Below are 21,377 nucleotides of genomic sequence, written 5' to 3' on the forward strand. Positions count from 1 at the left end.
ATGACCGACCCGCTCGACAGGATCGCCGCCGCCCTCGAACGCCTCTCGCCGCCGCCGCCCCCAGTAGCGGACTGTCTGGCGTTTCCTGCCTATGTGTGGCGCAACCGGGCGCTTGTCCCGATCCGCGGTTTCGCCCCGCTGCCGCTCGATCTGCTGATCGGCATCGATCGGCAGAAGCACCTGCTGCTGGACATGGTCCGGCGGGTCGCCCGCGGTCACGCGGCGCATGACGTCCTGCTATGGGGCGCGCGCGGCACCGGTAAATCGGCGCTGGTGAAAAGCGTTGTCGCCGCAGTCCAGGCCGAACAGGGCAATGTCGCGTTGATCGAGATCGCCGACATGACCGCGCTGCCGGACCTGTTTGCGATGCTGGCACCCGTGGGCCGCGCGTTCATCGTCTTCGTCGACGATCTCGGCATCGATACTCCGTCCGAGGCGCGTGTGCTGCGATCCGTGCTCGAAGGCGGTGCAGAGCCACGTCCCGCCAATGTGCGTCTGGCCGTGACGGCGAACCGCCGGCATCTGGCGCCACGCGATATCGCCGAACAGGAAAGCGCCATCAATCCCCGCGATTCGATCGACGACCAGCTTGCGCTTGCGGATCGGTTCGGGCTGAGTCTGGGGTTTCATGCCGTCGATCAGGACGGCTATCTGGCGATCGTCGCGGGCTATGCGGCGCTACACGATCTGCCATTTCGGCCCGACGAGGCCCTGACATGGGCAACGCAGCGGGGAAGTCGTTCCGGGCGTGTTGGCTGGCAGTATATCGTTGATCTAGCGGGGCGGTCCGGGCGCGCGATCAGCAAATAACGTAAAAAGGGCCGGCGCCGAAGCGCCGACCCTCAGAACAGCTTAGTTGCTGTCCGAATCGTTGTCGTTGTCGTCCTTGACGATGGCGACAACGCCAATCGCAACGACGCCAGCTGCGATCAGGCCGGCGATCACGCCAGCGCCTGCAGCCTTGTTCTTGCCGGTCGTTGCCGAACCGACGCGTGCCTTCGAAACCGACAGGCTCGACGCAGGGTTGGCAGGCGCAGCAACGGCTGCAACCGACGTGGACATCATAGCGATAGCGAGCGCGCTACCGGTCAGGTTCTTCAGCTTCATAAGACTCTCCAAAACGTACAATGGCGGGATGCTGCAACGCAGTAACATGTGTCAAGTTCCAAATGGTTCGGAACGGTTTAGCGGCCGCTATTCGCCAACCTGCTCAGCCAGTTCCAGCCAGCGGAGTTCCGCGGCCTCTTTTTCGGCGCGCGCCGCCTCGATCGCGGCGGTCAGCCTGGCGAAGGTTGCATTGTCGCGCATGTACAGGTTCGGCGCAGCAAGCTTTGCGGCATCGCTCGCGATCTGGGCGTCGAGCGCCTCGATCCGCTTGGGGAGCAATTCATAATCGCGCTGATCCTTGTAGGTCAGTTTCGCGCGCGGCGCGGGGGCCGGCGGCGCGGTCGCGGCAACCTTCTTCGAGGCCCGCTTGCCGCTGGTCTGGGTCGCACGGCGCTTTTCCCAGTCCTCATATCCGCCGGCGACGACATCGACGGTCCCGGACCCGTCGAGCCCGAGCGTGATCGTCACGGTCCGGTCGAGAAAGTCGCGATCATGGCTGACGATCAGGACGGTGCCGTCATAATCGCCGATCACCTCCTGCAACAGGTCGAGCGTTTCGAGGTCGAGATCGTTGGTCGGCTCGTCGAGCACAAGCAGGTTCGACGGCTTGGCGAATTCGCGCGCGAGCAGCAGCCGCGATCGCTCGCCACCCGATAGCGACCCGATCTTGGCGTCGACCATGTTCGGGTCGAACAGGAACTCCTTCAGATACCCGTGGATATGCTTGCGGACGCCGAGCACGTCGATCCAGTCGCCGCCATCGGCAACGACTTCGCGCACCGTCTTCTCGGGCGCCATCAGGCTGCGCTGCTGATCGATGACGACCGCATCGAGCGTCTTGGCGAGCTTGATCGTCCCGCCATCGGGTTCGATCTCGCCGGTCAGCAGCTTCAGCAGCGTCGACTTGCCCGCGCCGTTGCGGCCGACAATGCCGATCCGGTCGCCGCGCGTGACGCGCAACGTCAGGTCGCCGATGATCGTCCGGTCGCCATACGCCTTGGTGACGTGCTTTGCGTCGATCACGACCTTGGACTTGGTGTCGTCGCTGCTGGTGACGAGGTTGGCCGAACCCTGCGGCCCGATCATCGAGGCGCGTTCGGCGCGCATCTCGTGCAGCTTGGTCAGGCGTCCCTGGTTGCGCTTGCGCCGCCCGGTGACGCCGCGAAGCAGCCAATGCTCTTCCAGCTTCAGGCGTGCGTCGAGCTTCTCGGCCTGGCGCTGTTCCTCGGCATAGACCTGTTCGGTCCACGCCTCGAATCCGCCGAAACCGATCTCCGCACGCCGGATCGCGCCGCGATCGAGCCACAGGGTCTGCTTGGTGAGACGCGTCAGGAAGGTACGGTCATGGCTGATCACGACAAACGCGCCGCGGAAGCGCTTGAGCCAGTCCTCGATCCATTCGATCGCGCCGATGTCGAGATGGTTGGTCGGCTCGTCGAGCAACAGCACGTCGGGGTCCTGCGCCAGCGCGCGGACGATCGCCGCGCGGCGCCGCTCGCCGCCCGACGCGGATGCGGCTTCACGCGACAGATCGATGCCGAGCTGGTCGGCGATCGAGTCGGCTTCGTAGCTGACCGGCGCATCGTCGCCGCCCATCACGTAATCGCGCAGGGTCGCAAAGCCGCGCAGGTCGGGCTCCTGCTCGAGGATGACGACCCGGGTGCCCGGGACGATCGTCCGGCGGCCCTCATCGCCCTCGATGCTGCCGCCGAGCAGCTTCAGCAGGGTCGTCTTGCCTGCGCCGTTGCGGCCGATCAGCGCGAGGCGATCGCGCGGACCGATATGGATGTCGAGGTTGCGAAAAAGCCATCCAGAACCCTGGACAAGGCCGAGGCCTTCGAATGCGAGAATAGGTGCTGCCATGTCCGGGTCACCTAGGGTCGCCGGGTGATGCAGGCAAGTTACACTATGCTGTCGTCCTGCTGTCGCCCTCATTCACAGGCTGTTCAATGCGCCGGGCCTATGCCACCTCCATGAAGATGCTGCTGTTCCTGACAACTCTTGCTGCTTTCCCGATGCTGACGCCGCTGGCGGCGGGCGTCGCGGTGGCGCAGGCGCCCGATCAGCGACATGGCGACCAGCGTTCCGCCTTCGAAGCGCGCAGGACCGGCCGGTCGCTTTCGCTGCGCGAGATCGAGGCGCGGGTGATGCCGATGATGCAGGGCGCGCAGTATCTCGGCTTCGACTATGATGCGGGCAGCGGCATTTACACGCTGAAGTTCCTGCGCAATGGCAATGTGATCTGGGTCGACGTCGATGGCCGGACTGGCCAGATCATCGGCCGCACCGGCCAGTAGCCCGGCCGCGAGCAATTCAAGCGAGAGGATTATCATGCGCGTTCTGATCGTCGAGGACGAGCCGAATCTCGGGGCTCAGCTCAAGAATACCCTCGAGGGCGCCGGCTATGCGATCGACCTCGCGGTCGATGGCGAGGAGGGGCATTTCCTGGGTTCGACCGAGAATTACGATGCCGTCGTGCTCGACCTCGGCCTCCCCGAGATCGACGGCCTCACCGTGCTCGACCGCTGGCGCAAGGAGGGCAAGGTCATGCCCGTCCTCGTGCTGACCGCGCGCGACAGCTGGTCCGACAAGGTCGCCGGGCTCGATGCGGGCGCCGATGACTATGTGGCAAAGCCGTTCCAGAGCGAGGAACTCATCGCGCGCCTGCGGGCCTTGATCCGGCGTGCGAGCGGTAACGCCTCCTCCGAGCTGACTGCCGGCGACATCCGCCTCGATACGCGCAGCGGCAAGGTGACGCGTGCGGGCGAGCCGGTGAAGCTGACCGCGCAGGAGTATAAGCTGCTGAGCTATCTGTTGCATCACAAGGGCAAGGTCGTCAGCCGCACCGAATTGATCGAGCATATCTACGACCAGGATTTCGATCGCGATTCGAACACGATCGAGGTGTTCGTAACGCGTATCCGCAAGAAGCTGGGTCAGGACGTGATCACGACGATCCGCGGGCTTGGCTACAGCCTCGAAGATCCCGACGCCTGACCGACATGATTGCGCCGGACGCCTGATGAACACGCCCCCGCTGGCTGCCGACCTGCCGCTTCACGTGCAGGCCCGGGCGAAGGGATCGCTGTCGGGACGCATGATCCTGATCGCCGCGGTGTGGATCACGGTGCTGCTGGGGGCGGGCGGGTTTGCGCTCGACCGTGTCTTGTCGAGCGCGGTGACGCGCAATTTCGACGACCAGCTGGAGTATGTCCTCCGCTCGCTGCTGAGTTCGTCCGAGATCGGGCCCGAGGGCGAGGTGATCTTCACGCGCGAAGCCGCCGCCGACCAGCGGTTCCTTGAGCCTGGTTCCGGCCTGTACTGGCAGGTATCGGGCCGGGGGCGCGAGGATTTCCCATCACGCTCGCTCTGGGACCGCCGGCTGGCGTTCGGGTCGTCGCATGACGATCTGAACGTGCATTTCTACGACAGCAAACAGTTTCGCGACGAATCGCTGCGGGTCGTCGAACGTGACGTCGTCCTGCCCGGATCGAAGATCCACTGGCGCTTCCAGGTCGCGCAGGCTCGCGAAGGGCTCGATGCGCAGATCACGACGCTGCGGCGCACGCTGGTCCGCAGCTTCGCGCTGCTTGGCCTCGGCCTGATCATCATGGCCGCGATGCAGACCTTCTACGGGCTCTGGCCGCTGCGCCGTGTTCGCGAGGAGATTGCGCGGATGCGCGCCGGCCAGTCCAACCGGGTGGGCAGCGCGATGCCGATCGAGGTCGCGCCGATGGTCGAGGAACTGAACGCGCTGATCGAGCATAATGAACGCCAGGCCGAGGAAGCGCGGCGGCACGCGGGCAATCTCGCGCATGCGCTGAAGACCCCGCTGACCGTGATCATGAACGCCGCGACCGCGCAATCGGACGATCTGGCCGATACCGTCATTCGTGAAGCGCGGACGATGCGGCGCCAGGTCGATCATCACCTCGCGCGTGCGCGTGCGGTCGGCCGGCGCGGCTCGGCGCATAGTCGCGCCGATGTCTGGCCTAGCCTCGAGTCGGTCGAACGTGCGGTCGCTCGTCTGTATCGGCATGTCCGCATCGACATTACCGGTGACAAGACGCTCAAGGTTCATGTCGAGCGCCAGGACCTCGACGAGATGCTCGGCAATCTGATCGAGAACGCCGCGAAATATGGCGGTGGCAGTGTCTTCGTGACGGTCGGCGCGCAGGCCGGGTTCGTCGAGTTCCTGGTCGAGGACGACGGCGTCGGGATTCCTGAGGAACAGCGCGTCCGCATCTTCGATCGCGGCGTGCGGCTCGATACGGGCAAGCCGGGAACGGGTCTGGGGCTCGCGATCGTCCGCGACGTCGCCGAAATCTACGAGGGCACGGTCGGGCTCGAGGAGAGCGAGGACCTCGGCGGACTCATGGTCCGCCTGAGGCTCCCCGCCGCGAGCTGATTAGGCCGCGATCTTCAGTTCCTGCATCACGTCGGCGGTGATCGACAGGCTCCGCTTGCGCGCTTCGTGATCGTAGATCGCACTTGTCACCATCACCTCGTCGACGCCGGTACGCTCGACGAACGCAGCGATCCCGCGCGCGACCTTGGCCGGGCTGCCGACGGCCGAGCATTGCAGGACATGGTCGAGAATCTGGTTGCCCTGCGCGCCGAGCGATTCGCGATAGCCCGCGACCGGCGGCGGCAACTGGCGCGGGTTGCCGGTGCGGAGCGCGACGAACGACTGTTGCTGCGAACTGGCGAGCAGTTCGGCCTCGGCATCGGTATCCGCGGCAAAGACATTGAAGCCCGCCATGACGTGGGGCTTTGCCAGCCGTGCCGAGGGCCGAAAATCACGTCGATAGATGGCGAGGGCCGCATCGAGTGCATCGGGCGCGAAATGCGAGGCGAAGGCATAGGGCAGGCCGAGCGCGGCGGCGAGTTGCGCACCGAAGGTGCTGGAGCCGAGAATCCACATATCGACATCCGCGCCCGCGCCCGGCGTCGCGACAATGCCTGTCTGGCCGTCATTGGCGAAATAGCTCTGCAGTTCCATCACGTCTTGCGGGAAGGCATTGGCGTCGGTCTCGAGCGTGCGGCGCATCGCGCGGGCCACCCTCTGGTCCGAGCCGGGCGCGCGGCCGAGACCCAGGTCGATCCGGCCGGGGAACAGCGCGTCGAGCGTTCCGAACTGCTCGGCGATCACCAGCGGGGCGTGGTTCGGGAGCATGATCCCGCCCGATCCGACGCGGATCGTATTGGTCGCGGCGGCGATATGCGCGATCAAGACCGCAGTGGCGGCGGAGGCGATACCGGTCATGCCGTGATGTTCGGCAACCCAGTAACGCTGGAATCCGACGCTCTCGGCATGGCGTGCGAGATCGGCCGCATTGGCGAGCGACTGTGAAACGGTGCCGCCTTGGACGACGGGGACGAGATCGAGCAGGGAATAGCGTGTCATGCATCGGATATAGGTACCGAGCGGTAGCTTATCCAGTGTCCGCCAAATTTGCTGCCGGGCGCCCCGCGCGATCCGACCGCGCCGGCTTGTCCCTGCGCGCGGCGATGCCTAGAGGTTCGCTCCGATGCTTGCCCGACTTGACCATGTCCGCAACTGGATCTTCGATCTGGACAACACGCTCTATCCGGCGAGCGCCGATCTGTTTTCGCAGGTCGACGCACGGATGACCGGCTTTATCCAGGACCTGCTCGGGCTCGAGCATGACGAGGCGCGGCGCGTGCAGAAGGGCTATTTCCACAATCACGGCACGACGCTGTCGGGGTTGATGACCGAGCATCAGGTCGATCCGCACGCGTTCCTCGCGCATGTCCATGACATCGAGATGGACGTGCTGGAGCATGACGCGCCGCTGGTCGCGGCGATCGCCAAGCTGCCCGGGCGCAAGCTGATCTTCACCAACGGTGACACGCCCTATGCGCTGAAGATCCTCGACCGTCTCGGGCTTGGCGCGAGTTTCGAGGCGATCCACGACATCCATGCGATGGACCTGATGCCCAAGCCGCATGCATCGGCCTATGCAGGCTTTTGTACCGCGTTCGACATCGACCCCACGCAATCGCTGTTCGTCGACGACATGGTCCGCAATCTGCTGCCCGCCAAGGCCATCGGCATGACGACGGTGTGGGTCGACAACGGGTCCGAACAGTCGCCGGGCGCGGAACGCGACCATATCGATTTCACCATCCCGGTGCTCGCGCCGTGGCTGGAAACCATCCTGGAGACATCATGAGCAACCTGCAGACGATCATCGACGCCGCCTGGGACGACCGGGCAAATCTCGGTTTGGAGACGAAGGGCGAAATCCGCGATGCGGTCGACAGCGCGCTGGCGATGCTCGATGCGGGTACCGCGCGGGTCGCGGAGCCCGCCAGTGACGGGTGGCAGGTCAATCAGTGGCTGAAGAAGGCCGTGCTGCTGTCGTTCCGCCTCAACGACAATGTCGTGATCGACGGTGGATCGGGCGGCGCACCCGCGTTCGACAAGGTGCCGTCGAAGTTCGCGGGCTGGGGCGAGGCCGAGTTCCGCGCAGCCGGCATCCGCGTTGTTCCCGGTGCGGTCGCGCGCCGCGGCAGCTTCATCGCCAAGGGCGCGATCCTGATGCCGAGCTTCGTCAATATCGGCGCCTATGTCGGTGAGGGCACGATGGTCGACGCCTGGGCGACGGTCGGCAGTTGTGCGCAGATCGGCAAGAACGTCCATCTGTCGGGCGGTGCCGGCATCGGCGGCGTACTCGAGCCGCTTCAGGCGGACCCTGTGATCATCGGTGACGGCGCGTTCATCGGTGCGCGTGCCGAGGTCGCCGAGGGCGTTCGCGTCGGCGAGGGGGCTGTGCTGTCGATGGGCGTGTATCTGGGCGCGTCAACGAAGATCATCGACCGCGCGACCGGCGAAGTCTTCAAGGGCGAAGTGCCGCCCTATGCGGTCGTCGTGCCGGGTTCGATCGGCGGCGGGGACGGCAAGCCCGCGCTCTACTGCGCCGTGATCGTCAAGCGCGTCGACGCGCAGACGCGGTCGAAGACGAGCATCAACGACCTGTTGCGCGACTAATCCGGCCGCGGTGATCGTCGCGCAGACACTGCTCGCGATCGTCGCCGTCTACGTATTGGCGATCCTGTGGCGGGGGCGGACGTTTCGCGTTCGCCTGCCGACACGACCGGGCCGTAGCCCCGCAAGGCGGATGACGGCCTGGGCGGTCGGGTTGGCGGTGTCGTTCAGCCTGCCCGCGCTCGTCGGCCTTGTCCTGCTCGGCCAGGATCCGCTCGCGGCGGCGCAGCCGGCGGCAATCGCGCTGGTGCCGGACGAGTGGCCGCACCTGCCGATCGCGCCACTGATCCTCGGCATGGCGCTCGGCACGCTCGCGAACGCGGCGATCACGCATGTCTTGTGGCGCCGCGGCCGCCGCGCGTTCCAGATCGGCACCTTCCCCGATGTCCTGCCGAAGACGCGCAAGGACATTCTCCCGGCCATCGCCCTCGCGATCAGTGCCGGGGTCAGCGAAGAGCTGTTCTTCCGCCTGTTCCTCCCGCTGCTGATCGCGCTGGTGTCCGGCAGCGCGCTGGCCGGGACGATTATCGCCGCCTTATGCTTTGGCGGGGTGCACCGCTATCAGGGATGGCGCGGCGTCGTCGCGACGACGCTGTCGGGCGTGGCGCTGTCCATGCTCTACGGCCTGACGAACAGCGTGTGGATGGCGATTGCGTTCCACATCGCGATCGACATCAATGCGCTGGTCGTGCGGCCAATGGCGCGCGGGGCGTGGCGCGCCTAGTTCTTCATCCGCCAGCCGGTCTTGAAGATCAACGCGATCACGATGAGGCAGGCGACGAGGAACGCCGCGGTCACCGCGAGGCTGATGCCGACCGCGACATCACCTTGCCCGAAGAAGCTCCAGCGAAACCCGCTGATCAGATAGACGACCGGGTTGGCCAGGCTGAGCGTGCGCCAGGGCTGGGGCAGCATGTCGATCGAGTAGAAGGCGCCACCCAGAAACGTCAGTGGCGTGATCAGCAGCGCGGGGACGAAGTTCAGCTGTTCGAAGCCGTTCGCCCAGACGCCGATGATGAACCCGAACAGGCTGAACGCGACGGCCGTAAGGATCAGGAAGGCGAACATCGCGAACGGATGCGCGATATGCAGCGGCACGAAACAGGCGGCGGTCGCCAGGATGATAAGGCCGATGATTACCGACTTGGTGGTCGCCGCCCCGACATAGCCGATCACCATCTCCATCGCGGACACGGGCGCGGAGAGCAGTTCGTAGATCGTGCCGGTGAATTTGGGGAAGTAGATCCCGATCGATGCATTCGCGATGCTCTGCGTCAGCAGCGACAGCATGATGAGGCCGGGGACGATGAAGCTGCCATAGCCGACGCCATCGACCTCCTGCATCCGGCTGCCGATCGCGCCGCCGAAGACGATGAAATAGAGCGACGTCGTGAGGACGGGGGTGACGAGGCTCTGCCACAGCGTGCGCAAGGCCCGCGCCATTTCGAAGCGATAGATCGCCCAGACGCCGTGCCAGTTGAGGAAGGGGGTGTTCATGCGCGCTCTCCGACGAGATCGACGAAGATGTCCTCGAGGCTCGACTTGCTGGTTTCGAGATCCTTGAAGCCGATGCCGAGTTCGGCGAGCTTGCGCAGGAGCGAGGGGATGCCGGTATGGTCCGCCTGTGCGTCGAACACATAGCGCAGGCGCTTGCCCTCGTCCTGCAGCGACACGTCCCATTCGGCAAGCTCGGGCGGGATCGCGGTCATCGGCTCCTGCAACGCCAGATCGAGTTCGCGCTTGCCGAGCTGTTTCATCAGCGATGCCTTGTCGTCGACGAGCAGCAGCTTGCCCTTGTTGATCACGCCGACGCGGTCGGCCATCTCCTCGGCCTCCTCGATATAATGCGTCGTCAGAATGATCGTCGTGCCACCCTCGCGCAGGCGGTGGACGAGCTTCCACATGTCGCGGCGCAGCGCGACGTCGACGCCCGCGGTGGGTTCGTCAAGGAACAGGATCTCGGGCTCGTGGCTCAGCGCCTTGGCGATCAGGACGCGGCGCTTCATCCCCCCCGACAGTTCCATGATCTTGGCATGGCGCTTGTCCCAGAGCGACAGGTCACGCAGGACCTGTTCGATATAGGCGCTGTGGCCCGAGCGACCGAAGAGGCGGCGGCTGAAGGTGACGGTGGCGAGCACCGTCTCGAACATGTCGACGTTCAGTTCCTGCGGGACCAGACCAATGCGGCTGCGCGCCTGCTTATAGTCGTGGATCGCGTCGAAGCCCGCGACGGTAATCGTTCCTGCGCTGGGCGTGACGATCCCGCAGATGATGCTGATCAGCGTCGTCTTCCCCGCCCCATTGGGCCCGAGCAGCGCGAAGATCTCGCCCTTGCGGATGTCCAGATCGACGGGGTGGAGTGCGGTGGTACCGCTTTTGTAGGTCTTCGTGACGCCCGCAACGGACAGGATCGGTTCGGTCATTGGGGCCCCTTTTAAGTGAGGGGAAGATGGGGGTGGTGGGGTGTGAAAGTAAGGCCTGACGCGACCCCATCGTCATCCCCGCGGAGGCGGGGATCCATAGACTCGGACGTTCGCCAATATGGGTCCCCGCCTCCGCGGGGATGACGAAATGGGGGTTTGCGAAGTCGGCTTATCCGGCGCGGGCGGCGGCGACCGCCTTTTGCAGGTCCTCGAGCGGCAGCGCGCCGGACAGGATGCGGTCGCCGACCACCCAGCTCGGCGTGCCCGTCATGCCGAGCTTGGCCGCGGTTTCCATGTTCTTGCCGATCTCTGCATCGGCGGTCTTGGTGAAGCCGGCCTGATTGATGTCGACCCCGGCCTTCGCCGCCGCCGCCGCGATCGTCGCGTCGCTGACCTGGCCGCCGGCGTAGAGCGCGTCGTGGAAGGCCGCGAACTTGCCCTGTTGGGCGGCCGCGAGGCTCGCGCGGGCAGCGACGCGGCTTTCCGCGCTGAGGATCGGCAATTCGCGGAAGACGACGCGGACCTTGGGGTCTGCCGCGATCAGCTTTGCGATCATCGGCAGGCTCGCGCGGCAATACCCGCAATTATAATCGAAATATTCGACGAGCGTGACGTCGCCCTTGGGGTTGCCCGCCCAGGCGCTGCCGAACGGCGTGACGATCGCGTCGCGGTTGGCAGCGACCGTCTTGCCCGACTCGCGGTCGCGCAGTTTCTCCATCGCTTCGGGCAGGATCTCGGGATGCGCGAGCATGTAGTCGTGGACGATCGCCTCGACCTGTGCGCGCTCGACGCCACCGCCCTGGCGATCATAGCCCCACACCGCGAATCCGCCCAGGACCGCCCCGACCGCCGCGATGGCGGGCAACATCATCTTGTTCATCTGCGCCGCTTATACTGCTTGGGATTGTCGTCCATCTCGTTCTGCGCGGCCATCGCGATATCCTGCGCGCGGATCCAGTCGGGGGTGTTGGCGGGGATGTTGGCGAGCGCATATTGCGCGCTGGCCGATGCGGTCCGCATGTCGCCGCCCATGCTCGCGCGCTCGGCGGTGGCGAGCGCCGCACGCGCGGTATCGCCGGTCAGTTCGTAGACGGTGCCGAGCTGCATCCAGGCGAACGGGTTCTGATCGTCGCGGCCGACCGCGGTGCGCAGGACCTTGGTCGCCTCGGGATAATTCGCCTTGTTCTCGGTCGCGATCAGCGCGTGGCCGAACGTCGTGGCGATCAGCGGGTTGTTCCGCGAACCTTCGGTCGCCTCGCGCAGCGGGACGAGCGACTCGACCGGCCTGCCCGCCTCGAGCAGGATCTGGCCCTTGATCTCGAGGAAATAGGGATCGTCGGGCTTCGCCTTGACCAGCGCATCCGCCTCGGCATCCGCTTTGTCGGGATAACCCGATTTATGATAGGCATAGGCCCGCGCGTAATGCGCGTAGATCGACTGGTCGCTCGGCGGATAGCTTTGCAGCGTGCGCGGCGCGGGCATGACATAGCCGGCAAGCTTGGCCTTCACGCGGCGGAAGCGTTCCTCGAGCGCGGCATCGGGCTTGTTCGCCCAGGCGGGCGACGCCTGGAGATCCGCAGTCAGCGCCGAGACACGCTCGCCCGACAGCGGATGCGACTGCATGAACGGGTCGATATTGGCGGTGCCGAAGCGATATTCCTGCTGCTGCAGCTTCTTGAAAAAGCTCAGCATGCCGCGGCCGGTGACGTTGGCCTCCCGCAGATATTTGGCGCCGCTCGCATCCGCAGTGGATTCCTGCGTGCGGCTGAACGCCAGGTAATTGCCCATTGCGGCCTGTTGCCCGGCCGCCATGATCCCCGCGCCCGCCTCGCCGCTGCCCGCGGCCATCGCCGCCAGGCCTAGCACCATCGAGAGCAGGTACATGCCCATGGCGGGTTTGGTCCCGCGATCGGAGAGCACGACATGACCGTCGGCAATGTGGCCGAGTTCGTGCGCGATCACGCCCTGAACTTCGTTCGCATTGTCCGCCGCCTGGAGCAGGCCCGAATGGACATAGACGGTCTGGCCGCCCGCGACGAACGCGTTGATCGAATCGTCGTTGATCAGCACGACCTTAACGTCGCGCGGTGACAGCCCCGCCGCGGTGATCAGCGGGCCGGACATTTCGGCGAACATCGTTTCGGTCTCCGCATCGCGGAGGATCGACTGCGCCTGTGCGGGTTGCGCCCAGAGCAGGAGGGTGGCGGTCAGGGCCGCGACGAAGCGCTTCATATCGCGCAGTATCGTCGATCATCGGCGGGGGAGCAATGGCGGGGACGACGACGTGGGCGGGTCCGACGCCCGATGGTGAACACAGGACCCGGCCCAAGCCGCGAACCGCGGGGCAACGGGTCCGAGCGCGCCGAAATGAAAACGGGCGCGACCTTTCGATCGCGCCCGTCTCATCGGCTATGCTTCGGCGTCAGCCGAAGGTGCGCTGCCACCAGCCACGGCGCGGCGCGCCATCGGGGTCGTCGTTCGTGCCCGGCGCGTCGGCATCCTGCGGCTGGACCTCGACCTGCGGCGGCGTGGTCTCGACCGGCGCGGCAAGCACCTCGCTGGTCGGGGCGGCATCGCCGGCCTCGATCACCGCGGCCTTGCGCGGCCGACCACGCGGCTTGGCGACCTTGGCAGGGGCCTCCTCGACGGCTGCGGGCTCGACCGCCGTATCGCTCGCCTTGCGACGCGCGCGCTTGGGCTTCGGCGCGGACGCCTCCAGCGTCTCGGCAGGCGTAGCGCCAACCTCGTCCATCGTCGCATCGGCAACCGCCTCGCGACGGCGCCGTGCAGGCTTGCGCGCCGGCTCTGCCGCAACCGGATCGGGAGCGGCCTGTTCCTGCGGCTCGGGCGTGACGGGCACTTCGGATACGACCGGTTCTGGTGCCATGGTCGTCTCGTTGGCCGTGTCGACCGGACGCGGCTTGCGACCCCGACGCGACTTGGGCGCCGTTTCGGCGACCGGGTCAGCGTTGATCGTCGCGGCGGCCGCACGGGCGCGCGGGCGACGACGCATCTTGGGAGCCTCGGCGACCGGCGCGGACGGCGCCTCCTCGAACACCGACTCGGCCCCGGACGTCTCGACCGGCGCAAATGCCTCCGGCTCGGGCGCCTCGGCGATCAGTGCCGCGGTGTCGACGCTGCTGACGGCAATCGACTCGCCCGTCTCGGCGCCGGTCTGCTCGCCGCCCTGCTCGTTGCGCCGACCACCGCGACGTCCGCGACGTCCGCGACGACGACGGCCTTCGCCTTCGACGCCATTGGCCTGTTCGGCCGGAGCCGTACCTTCGATCTCCTCGCCACCGCCGACTTCGACGATCTCGCCGACGCCTTCGTCGATTTCCTCGACATTGGTGTCGACGTCCTCGAACGCGCCATCCTCGCTCGTACCACCGACGGCGCCGTCCTCACCCGGGCGTGCCCGGCCCCGACGACCGCGGCGGCGACGGCGCTTCTTGCCGCCCTCGCCATCGGCATCGCGGCCCTCACGTGGCGCGGTCTGCTCACGACCACCTTCGCGGCCCCCCTCGCGACGACGCGGCTGTTCGGCCTCGGCCTCTTCGACCTCGTCCTCCTCGATCTCGTCCTCGATCTCCTCGGGAAGATCGTCCTCGTCCTCTTCGATGATCTGGACGAACTTCGGCGGATGCGCGGGCGGCGGGCCACTGGCCTCGACCGTCATGTGCGCGCCTTCCTCGTCCTGGCCGGGAATGATCTCGACGATCACGCCGTAGCGATCCTCGATCTCGGCGATGTCGGCACGCTTGCGGTTGAGGATGTAGACGGCCGCTTCCTGGCTCGCGCGCAGCGTCAGCAGCGAGCCGCGACCGCGGGCGGCCTCGTCCTCGATGAGGCGGAGCGCGGAAATGCCCGACGACGATGCGGTGCGGACGAGCCCGGTGCCCTCGCAATGCGGGCAGGCGCGGGTCGACGCTTCGAGCACGCCGGTGCGCAGCCGCTGGCGGCTCATTTCCATCAGACCGAACGACGAGATGCGGCCGATCTGGATGCGCGCACGATCGTTCTTCAGCGCCTCCTTCATCGCCTTCTCGACCTTACGGACGTTGGAATTGTTATCCATGTCGATGAAGTCGATGACGACGAGCCCGGCCATGTCGCGCAGGCGCAGCTGGCGGCCGATTTCCTGTGCGGCCTCGAGGTTGGTCGCGGTCGCGGTCTGCTCGATGCTGTGTTCGCGCGTCGAGCGGCCCGAGTTGATGTCGATCGAGACGAGCGCCTCGGTCGGGTTGATGACCAGATAGCCGCCCGACTTCAGCTGGACGACCGGATGGTACATCGCCGACAGCTGGTCCTCGACGCCCGCGCGCTGGAACAGCGGCACGGGGTCGGCGTAATGCTTGATGCGCCGGGCGTGCGTCGGCATCAGCAGGCGCATGAACTCGCGCGCCTGGCGATAGCCGTCCTCGCCCTCGACGATGACCTCCTCGATTTCCTTGTTGTAGATGTCGCGGATCGCGCGCTTGATCAGGTCGCTGTCGCCGTAGACGAGCGCGGGCGCCGACGCCTTCAGCGTCGCTTCGCGGATCCCGTCCCACAGACGGGCGAGGTAATCGAAGTCGCGCTTGATCTCGACCTTGCTGCGCTGCAGCCCCGCGGTGCGGACAATGCAGCCCATCGAGGGCGGCAGCTGCATGTCGGCCATGATCGACTTCAGGCGCTTGCGATCGCCCGCGTTGCTGATCTTCCGCGAGATGCCGCCGCCATGCGACGTGTTGGGCATCAGCACGCAGTAGCGACCCGCCAGCGACAGGTACGTGGTCAGCGCTGCGCCCTTGTTGCCGCGCTCTTCCTTGACGACCTGGACGAGCAGCACCTGACGGCGATGGATCACGTCCTGGATCTTGTAGCGGCGGCGCAGGTTCATGCGACGCTCGCGCAGATCCTCGACCGCGGCCTCGTCGCCGTTCGGCTTGCGCTTGCGACGCGGGGCCTCGCCGGTCTCTTCGCCGCCTTCGAGCTCGTCGGCGACATCGGGATCTACCCCGCCATCGTCCTCGAAGCGCTCGATATCGTCCTCGTCGTCACCCTCTTCGTCGTCCGCGTCATAGTCGGCGCGCAGGGCTGCCTCCTCGGCGGCATGCTCGGCCTCTTCGCGGAGCAGCGCGTCGCGGTCTTCCTTGGGGATCTGGTAGTAATCGGGATGGATCTCGCTGAACGCGAGGAAGCCGTGGCGATTGCCGCCGTAATCGATGAACGCCGCCTGGAGCGACGGCTCGACCCGCGTGACCTTGGCGAGGTAGATGTTGCCCTTGAGCTGCTTGCGCTCGGCGCTTTCGAAATCGAATTCCTCGATCCGGTTACCCTTGACGACGGCGATCCGGGTTTCTTCCCGGTGGCGTGCGTCGATCAGCATACGCGTTGTCATAATAGATTCTCCGCGCGCGCGCCGGGCCTGATGGCAGCCGTCGCGCGCTTGATGGTGGTGCGGTCGGACACGGACGCCCGGACTCGCGGAAGGTATGCGAAACTGCCTCTGCTCGACGCGCATGCCGCGGGAACTCACCCTGCGGCGCCCGCACGACCGCGATCCCGTCGGCGAAGGCCGATCGGTGAGCGGGGCGGGGGGAATGCGTCATTCGAGCGTCAACCTGAAATTGCCGCGCCGTCGAGGATCCGAAGGCGGGCGTTGAGACCGGCGCGTCGCTGGCAAACTCTAGCGACGCACGGGTGCACGGCAGGACTAGCACCGCATTGCAGATCCCGCAACTGGCCCGGCGCGGGGCCGTCCGAAGCCTCGAAACCCGGCATTTTCACACGTTGTATTTCCGCGCGGCGATCTGTCCGGCAGCCGCGCCGGCAGCCACGGATATGGGAAAACCAAGGCAAACAGGCTATTAACCCTGCTCCGCAAGATCCTCTTGCGGGGGCGTAGCGTAGGCGTCTCGTTTCGGTCGGGCTCGACCGATCCAGGGAGTGTAGAATGGCTTTTCGCTGGACCGGCAGCGCGGTCGCACGGCATGGACGCAGGATGGTTGCGATCATCGCCCTGCTGCTCGGCTGGCTGTCCGGCGTTCCCGCGCTGGCGGCGACCGTTCAGAGCATCGCGATCGGCCGGACGCAGATCGTGATCCGCTTCGATGCACCGGTCGGCAGCGGCGCGAGCCAGATCCTGACCGGGCAACGGCAGATCGCGGTCGATATCGCGAACGCGACGCCCGGCGGAACCGCCAGGCCGGGCGGCGTCGTGACCCGCATCACGCAGCGCCGGCACGGCGGCACCGGGCTGCGGATGCTGTTCGACTTGGCCGAGCCGGTGATCGTGGCGGATGGCGGGTTCGATTCGCAGGGACGCGAGCTGACGCTGGCCTTGCGCCGCGTCGACGATGCGGCCTTTACGCAGGCCAGTATCGCCGGCCCGCTGAATTTCTTCCCGGTCACTTTCGCCGCGCGGGCGGCGCCGCGGTACAAGGTGTCGATCCCGGTGCCGCCGCGCGCGCGCGGGATCACGCTGCCGCGGGTCGAGGGCGACGACATGCGTCCGCTGGTGGTGATCGACGCCGGACATGGCGGTGTCGATCCCGGCGCGATCGGGCCTGACGGGCTGCGCGAGAAGGACGTGACCCTCAAGGTCGCCAAGGCGATCCGTGACGCGCTGCTTGCTTCGGGCCGGGTGCGCGTCGCGCTGACGCGGAGCGACGACCGGTTCCTCGTGCTGCGCGAACGGTACGGCGTCGCACGACGGTTGAAGGGAGACCTGTTCATCTCGGTCCACTGCGACAGTACCGGATCCGAAGGCGCGAGCGGCGCGACTGCCTATACGCTGTCCGAGGTGGCGTCCGACAAGGAGGCGGCGCGGCTAGCCGCGCGCGAGAACAAGGCGGATGTGATCTCCGGGGTGAATCTGGGCGAGGCGCCTGCCGACGTGTCGTCGATCCTGATCGACCTGACGCAGCGCGAGACGATGAACGCGTCCGCCACGTTCGCGCGGTTGTTGGGACGCGAGGCCAAGCCGCTGATGCCGCTCAAACCGAATTTCCACCGCATGGCGTCGCTGATGGTGCTCAAGGCGCCCGACATGCCCTCTATCCTGTTCGAGACGGGCTATATTTCGAACCCGCAGGACGCGGCGTTTCTCGACAGCGACGAGGGACGGCAGCGGATCGCGGAGAGCGTGACGCGCGCGGTCACGGTGCATTTCGCGCGGCGGATGGTGGCGCGCTGATCCGGCCGGTTGCGCTCAAGGCAAGAGCGCGGCATCCTGACGGCTAGGACCCCGGCGGAGGCCGAGGCCCGGTTGGAGGACGTTCCGACTGGGCCTCGGCCTCCGCCGGGGCACGTGTTTCTGGTTAGGACGATCTGATGACCGACGCGACGCGGGGCGTATCCGAGACCGGGCCCGAGACGAGCATGCGCGAGCTTACCTTTCGCGGGGTCGTGCTCGGCGCGATTATCACGCTGCTGTTCACCGCGGCGAACGTCTATCTGGGTTTGAAGATTGGGCTGACCTTCGCGACGTCGATCCCCGCCGCGGTGATCTCGATGGCCGTGCTGCGGCTGTTCAAGGATTCGACGATCCTCGAGAACAACATCGTCCAGACGATCGCGTCCGCCGCGGGCACGCTCGCGGCGATTATTTTCGTGTTGCCCGGCCTCGTCATGATCGGCTGGTGGCAGGGGTTTCCGTTCCTCACCACGGCGGCGATCACGATGTTTGGCGGCGTGCTCGGCGTGCTGTTCTCGGTCCCGTTGCGCCGTGCGCTCGTCGTCGACACGGTGCTGCCCTATCCGGAAGGCCGCGCGGCCGCCGAAGTGCTCAAGGTCGGCGCGGGCAGCCGTGAGGGCGGCGAGGAGAGCGCACGCGGGCTCGGCATCATCGTCGTCAACGCGCTGGTGTCGGCCGGGTTCGCGATCCTGACTCAGACCAAATTGGTCGCTGCCGAGGCCGCGACGTGGTTCCGCGTCGGCGCAGGTGCGACCGGGATTTCCGGCGGATTGTCGTTCGCGCTGCTGGGCGCGGGGCATCTGGTCGGAATCTCGGTCGGGATGGCGATGTTTACGGGCGTGGTGATCGGCTGGTGGATCCTGCTGCCGATCCTGACCTCGGCGGGAAGCGTGACCGGCACCGCGGAGGTGATCGCGACGACCGTGTTCCGGTCGGACGTGCGGTTCTTCGGTGCGGGCGTGATCGGCGTCGCGGCGATCTGGACCTTGCTCAAGATCGCAGGACCCGTGGTCGGCGGCGTGCGATCGGCGCTGGCGGCGTCGGCAGCCAAGCGCGGCGGCGAAGTGCTGGCACTCGAGGAGCGCGACATCCCGATCGGGATCGTCGGGATCGCGTCGCTGGCGATGCTCGTCCCGATCGGGATCCTGCTGTGGACGGTCCTCCAGGGCGGGCCGCTCGAGGCGTCGGCGATCGGGCTGATCGCGGGGAGTCTTGCGTTCATCCTGGTCATCGGCCTCGTGATCGCGGCGGTGTGCGGGTACATGGCGGGGCTGATCGGCGCGTCGAACTCTCCTGTGTCGGGCATCGGCATCCTCGCCATCCTCGCCGCATCGATCCTGCTCGTGTCGTGGTTCGGTCGGGCGGTCGAGCCGGGGACGACGCAGGCGCTGGTCGCCTACGGCCTGATCGTGACGGGCGTGGTGTTCGGCATCGCGACGATCTCGAACGACAATCTCCAGGATCTGAAGACCGGGCAGCTGGTCGGTGCGACGCCATGGAAGCAGCAGGTCGCGCTGCTGATCGGCGTGGTGTTCGGGTCGATCGTCGTGCCACCGGTGCTCAACCTGCTCGGTAGCACGCTTGGCTTTGCGGGTGCGCCGGGGGCCGGGCCCAATGCGCTGGCCGCACCGCAGGCGGCGCTGATCTCGGCGCTCGCCAAGGGCGTGCTGGGGGGCAATCTCAACTGGGCAATGATCGGCTATGGCGCGATGACCGGGGTCGCGGTGATCGCGCTCGACGAACTGCTGGGCAAGGCGGGCAAACTGCGGTTGCCGCCGCTGGGCGTCGGGCTGGGCGTGTATCTTCCAATGGCGGTGACGTTGCCGGTCACGATCGGCGCGGTGGTCGGCTATGCCTATGACCGCTGGGCCGACCGCGCGCGCGATCCCGAGCTTGCCAGGCGGATGGGCGTGCTGACCGCGACGGGGATGATCGTCGGCGAGTCGCTATGGGGCGTGGGGTTTGCCGGGATCGTCTATCTCACCAACCAGGAGACGCCGCTGGCGCTGGTCGGGGAGGGGTTCGTGCCCATCGCGCTGGTCGGCGGAACCCTGCTGTTCGCGCTGCTGACCTGGGTGATGTACCGGCGGACGATGGCGGCGTCGCAGTAAAGAGTGTTTCCCCGCGAAGGCGGGGACCCAGACTGGGCTCCCGCCTTCGCGGGAGAACAGGATACACGCGTGCGCCGAGGTATTTCGCACCACCCCGGCGGAGGCCGGGGCCCAGTTGGGGAGGTCGACGTAACGGAGGGCCGTTAGTCGTTACTACCGTCCCCCAACTGGGCCCCGGCCTTCGCCGGGGTGGTGGTTGGGGTGCGGGGTAGCCTCACTTCATCGCGGCGAGCATGTCCGTGATCTTGACGAAGGCGAAGCCGATCGAGCTGTCGGCGATCCCGTAAGGCAGGAACAGCGCATCGCCGTGGCGCAGCGCGCCGCAGCTGTAGACGACGTTGGGGACATAGCCCTCGCGGTCCTGATCCTTGGCGGCGAGAATCGGCTGCTGCGTGCGGCCGATCACCTTCGACGGGTCGTCCTTGTCGAGCAGCACCGCACCGATCGAATATTTGCGCATCGCGCCGACGCCGTGCGTGAGCAGCAACCAGCCCTCGTCGAGTTCGATCGGCGGGCCGCAATTGCCGATCTGGACGAGCTCCCACGGATAGAGCGGCGTCAGGATCTTCTCGCCGTCGTCCCAGTCGGTCAGCGTGTCCGACTTCAGCAGGAACAGGTTTTCGCCGTCCTGCCGGCCGATCATCATATACTGGCCGTTCACCTTGCGCGGGAACAGCGCCATGCCCTTGTTGCGCGCGGCGGGGCCAGTCATCGGGACGAGATCGAACGCGCGGAAATCGCGTGTCCGCATCAGCTCGGATTGGATGACCGAACCGTTATAAGCGGTGTAGGTGCCGATCCATTCATAGTCGCCATTGTCGTGCTGGAAGCGGACGATGCGCAGATCCTCCAGCCCCTTCGACTGCGCCTGGGTGATCGGGAAGATCACGGTGCCGCTGAGCGTGCTGTCGCGGTGACGATAGACGGTGACGGGGCCCTGCGGCATCTCGTCCTCGCCGCTGCCGACCGCGTCGGTCGCGGTGGCGAAGGGCGGCTCGGGCGCCAGCTTCATCAGGTTCTGGTCGGTGATGATGCCTTCGCGGAACGCGACCGACGAGATGTGACCCTCGCCGACCGCGCGCATCGACATCAGGATGCGTAGGCTGCCCGGCGGCATGCCCGACTGGTCGAAATGCGGCACCGCGCTGGGGTTCATCAGCGCGGCAGCGGCATAGCTGTATTCATGACAGAAATAGGCGCCGATCAACTGGCGCTTCTCGTCACCAATATCGGCGCCGTTGAGCCCGAGCATGTCCTCGATCTGGTCGTAGCGCGTCATGAACACGCGGCGCGTCTGCCAGTGCCGCGCCTCGAAATCCTTCAGCACCACCTCGAGCTGAATCCGCGCCTCCGCGCTCGTCATCTCGAGGACTTCGCCGACCAGTCGCTCGGTACGACTGGGTGCACCGGCATTGCCGGCCCAGGCGATATGAAAGGGCCGGACGACGACCCGTGACGGGTCGGCGTGCAACCGCAGCTGGTGGGTAAACAGGTCCATCGTGCTTATGCCTCGCGTGCCGTTCCACCTTGGGACGCCGACGCTA

General features: G+C 66.5%; 18 protein-coding genes. 9 read left to right on the top strand and 9 right to left on the bottom strand.

Features of this window, described 5'->3' with window-relative positions:
• The gene (locus tag GV027_RS08010) at positions 1–810 is read left to right on the top strand and encodes an ATP-binding protein (RefSeq protein WP_159511541.1); all 810 of its coding nucleotides are present in this window, start codon (positions 1–3) and stop codon (positions 808–810) included.
• 42 nt (positions 811–852) lie between these two features.
• On the opposite strand, the gene GV027_RS08015 is transcribed toward GV027_RS08010, so the two are convergent.
• Together GV027_RS08015 and GV027_RS08020 are read right to left on the bottom strand one after the other, a co-directional pair.
• Complete coding sequence (locus GV027_RS08015; RefSeq protein ID WP_031393487.1) at positions 853–1,107, bottom strand: hypothetical protein; 255 nt, start codon at positions 1,105–1,107, stop codon at positions 853–855.
• An 87-nt stretch (positions 1,108–1,194) separates the two neighbouring features.
• Positions 1,195–2,970, bottom strand: coding sequence for an ABC-F family ATP-binding cassette domain-containing protein (locus tag GV027_RS08020; RefSeq protein WP_159511542.1), 1,776 nt, complete (start codon positions 2,968–2,970; stop codon positions 1,195–1,197).
• Positions 2,971–3,056: 86 nt separating this feature from the next.
• On the opposite strand from GV027_RS08020, the gene GV027_RS08025 reads away from it, so the two are divergent.
• From GV027_RS08025 to GV027_RS08035, 3 genes are all read left to right on the top strand, one after another.
• Entirely contained in the window at positions 3,057–3,404 is a 348-nt protein-coding gene (locus GV027_RS08025) for a hypothetical protein (protein WP_236559110.1), read from the top strand.
• A gap of 34 nt (positions 3,405–3,438) precedes the next feature.
• A complete protein-coding gene (locus GV027_RS08030; protein ID WP_031393490.1) occupies positions 3,439–4,104 on the top strand; it encodes a response regulator transcription factor in 666 nt (221 codons plus the stop codon).
• Positions 4,105–4,204: 100 nt separating this feature from the next.
• The gene (locus tag GV027_RS08035) at positions 4,205–5,515 is read left to right on the top strand and encodes a sensor histidine kinase (protein ID WP_031440086.1); all 1,311 of its coding nucleotides are present in this window, start codon (positions 4,205–4,207) and stop codon (positions 5,513–5,515) included.
• Here GV027_RS08035 and GV027_RS08040 read toward each other — a convergent pair whose 3' ends face one another.
• On the bottom strand, positions 5,516–6,514 hold the full coding sequence (locus GV027_RS08040) for an LLM class flavin-dependent oxidoreductase (protein WP_159511543.1): 999 nt from the start codon (positions 6,512–6,514) through the stop codon (positions 5,516–5,518). It abuts the gene before it with no gap.
• Positions 6,515–6,638: 124 nt separating this feature from the next.
• Here GV027_RS08040 and GV027_RS08045 point away from each other — a divergent pair, with 124 nt between their 5' ends.
• Genes GV027_RS08045 through GV027_RS08055 form a run of 3 tightly spaced genes read left to right on the top strand, consistent with a single transcriptional unit; the run spans position 6,639 to position 8,843 of the window.
• Positions 6,639–7,304, top strand: coding sequence for a pyrimidine 5'-nucleotidase (locus tag GV027_RS08045; RefSeq protein WP_159511544.1), 666 nt, complete (start codon positions 6,639–6,641; stop codon positions 7,302–7,304).
• Positions 7,301–8,122 (top strand): 2,3,4,5-tetrahydropyridine-2,6-dicarboxylate N-succinyltransferase, encoded by an 822-nt coding sequence (gene dapD / locus GV027_RS08050; protein WP_159511545.1) that lies wholly within the window; start codon positions 7,301–7,303, stop codon positions 8,120–8,122. Before GV027_RS08045 ends, dapD begins: the two co-directional genes overlap by 4 nt.
• Positions 8,123–8,132: 10 nt before the next feature.
• Positions 8,133–8,843, top strand: coding sequence for a CPBP family intramembrane glutamic endopeptidase (locus tag GV027_RS08055; protein WP_159511546.1), 711 nt, complete (start codon positions 8,133–8,135; stop codon positions 8,841–8,843).
• Here GV027_RS08055 and GV027_RS08060 read toward each other — a convergent pair.
• The 5 genes from GV027_RS08060 to GV027_RS08080 form a co-directional block, all read right to left on the bottom strand.
• Entirely contained in the window at positions 8,840–9,616 is a 777-nt protein-coding gene (locus tag GV027_RS08060) for an ABC transporter permease (protein WP_159511547.1), read from the bottom strand. The two genes, GV027_RS08055 and GV027_RS08060, sit on opposite strands and share 4 nt — an antisense overlap.
• Positions 9,613–10,542 carry an ABC transporter ATP-binding protein gene (locus GV027_RS08065; RefSeq protein WP_056408873.1) on the bottom strand — a complete coding sequence of 310 codons (930 nt, stop codon included), beginning with the start codon at positions 10,540–10,542 and terminating at the stop codon, positions 9,613–9,615. Before GV027_RS08065 ends, GV027_RS08060 begins: the two co-directional genes overlap by 4 nt.
• Before the next feature lie 169 nt (positions 10,543–10,711).
• Positions 10,712–11,422, bottom strand: coding sequence for a DsbA family protein (locus tag GV027_RS08070; RefSeq protein ID WP_082451560.1), 711 nt, complete (start codon positions 11,420–11,422; stop codon positions 10,712–10,714).
• A complete protein-coding gene (locus GV027_RS08075; RefSeq protein WP_159511548.1) occupies positions 11,419–12,774 on the bottom strand; it encodes a M48 family metalloprotease in 1,356 nt (451 codons plus the stop codon). The genes GV027_RS08070 and GV027_RS08075 overlap by 4 nt, the downstream gene beginning before the upstream one ends.
• A 190-nt stretch (positions 12,775–12,964) precedes the next feature.
• Positions 12,965–15,913 carry an Rne/Rng family ribonuclease gene (locus tag GV027_RS08080; protein WP_159512809.1) on the bottom strand — a complete coding sequence of 983 codons (2,949 nt, stop codon included), beginning with the start codon at positions 15,911–15,913 and terminating at the stop codon, positions 12,965–12,967.
• Between the two features lie 567 nt (positions 15,914–16,480).
• On the opposite strand from GV027_RS08080, the gene GV027_RS08085 reads away from it, so the two are divergent.
• A complete protein-coding gene (locus GV027_RS08085; RefSeq protein WP_236559112.1) occupies positions 16,481–17,722 on the top strand; it encodes an N-acetylmuramoyl-L-alanine amidase family protein in 1,242 nt (413 codons plus the stop codon).
• A 137-nt stretch (positions 17,723–17,859) separates the two neighbouring features.
• A complete protein-coding gene (locus GV027_RS08090; RefSeq protein ID WP_236559113.1) occupies positions 17,860–19,833 on the top strand; it encodes an OPT family oligopeptide transporter in 1,974 nt (657 codons plus the stop codon).
• Between the two features lie 214 nt (positions 19,834–20,047).
• Here GV027_RS08090 and GV027_RS08095 read toward each other — a convergent pair whose 3' ends face one another.
• Positions 20,048–21,331: a glycoside hydrolase family 130 protein gene (locus GV027_RS08095; protein WP_031440075.1), complete on the bottom strand. Its 1,284-nt coding sequence runs from the start codon at positions 21,329–21,331 to the stop codon at positions 20,048–20,050.
• Between the last annotated feature and the right edge of the window lie 46 nt (positions 21,332–21,377).

The sequence above is a fragment of the Sphingomonas sp. T1 genome (assembly GCF_902506585.1).
In the GTDB taxonomy this organism is placed as follows: Bacteria; Pseudomonadota; Alphaproteobacteria; order Sphingomonadales; family Sphingomonadaceae; genus Sphingomonas; species Sphingomonas aerolata.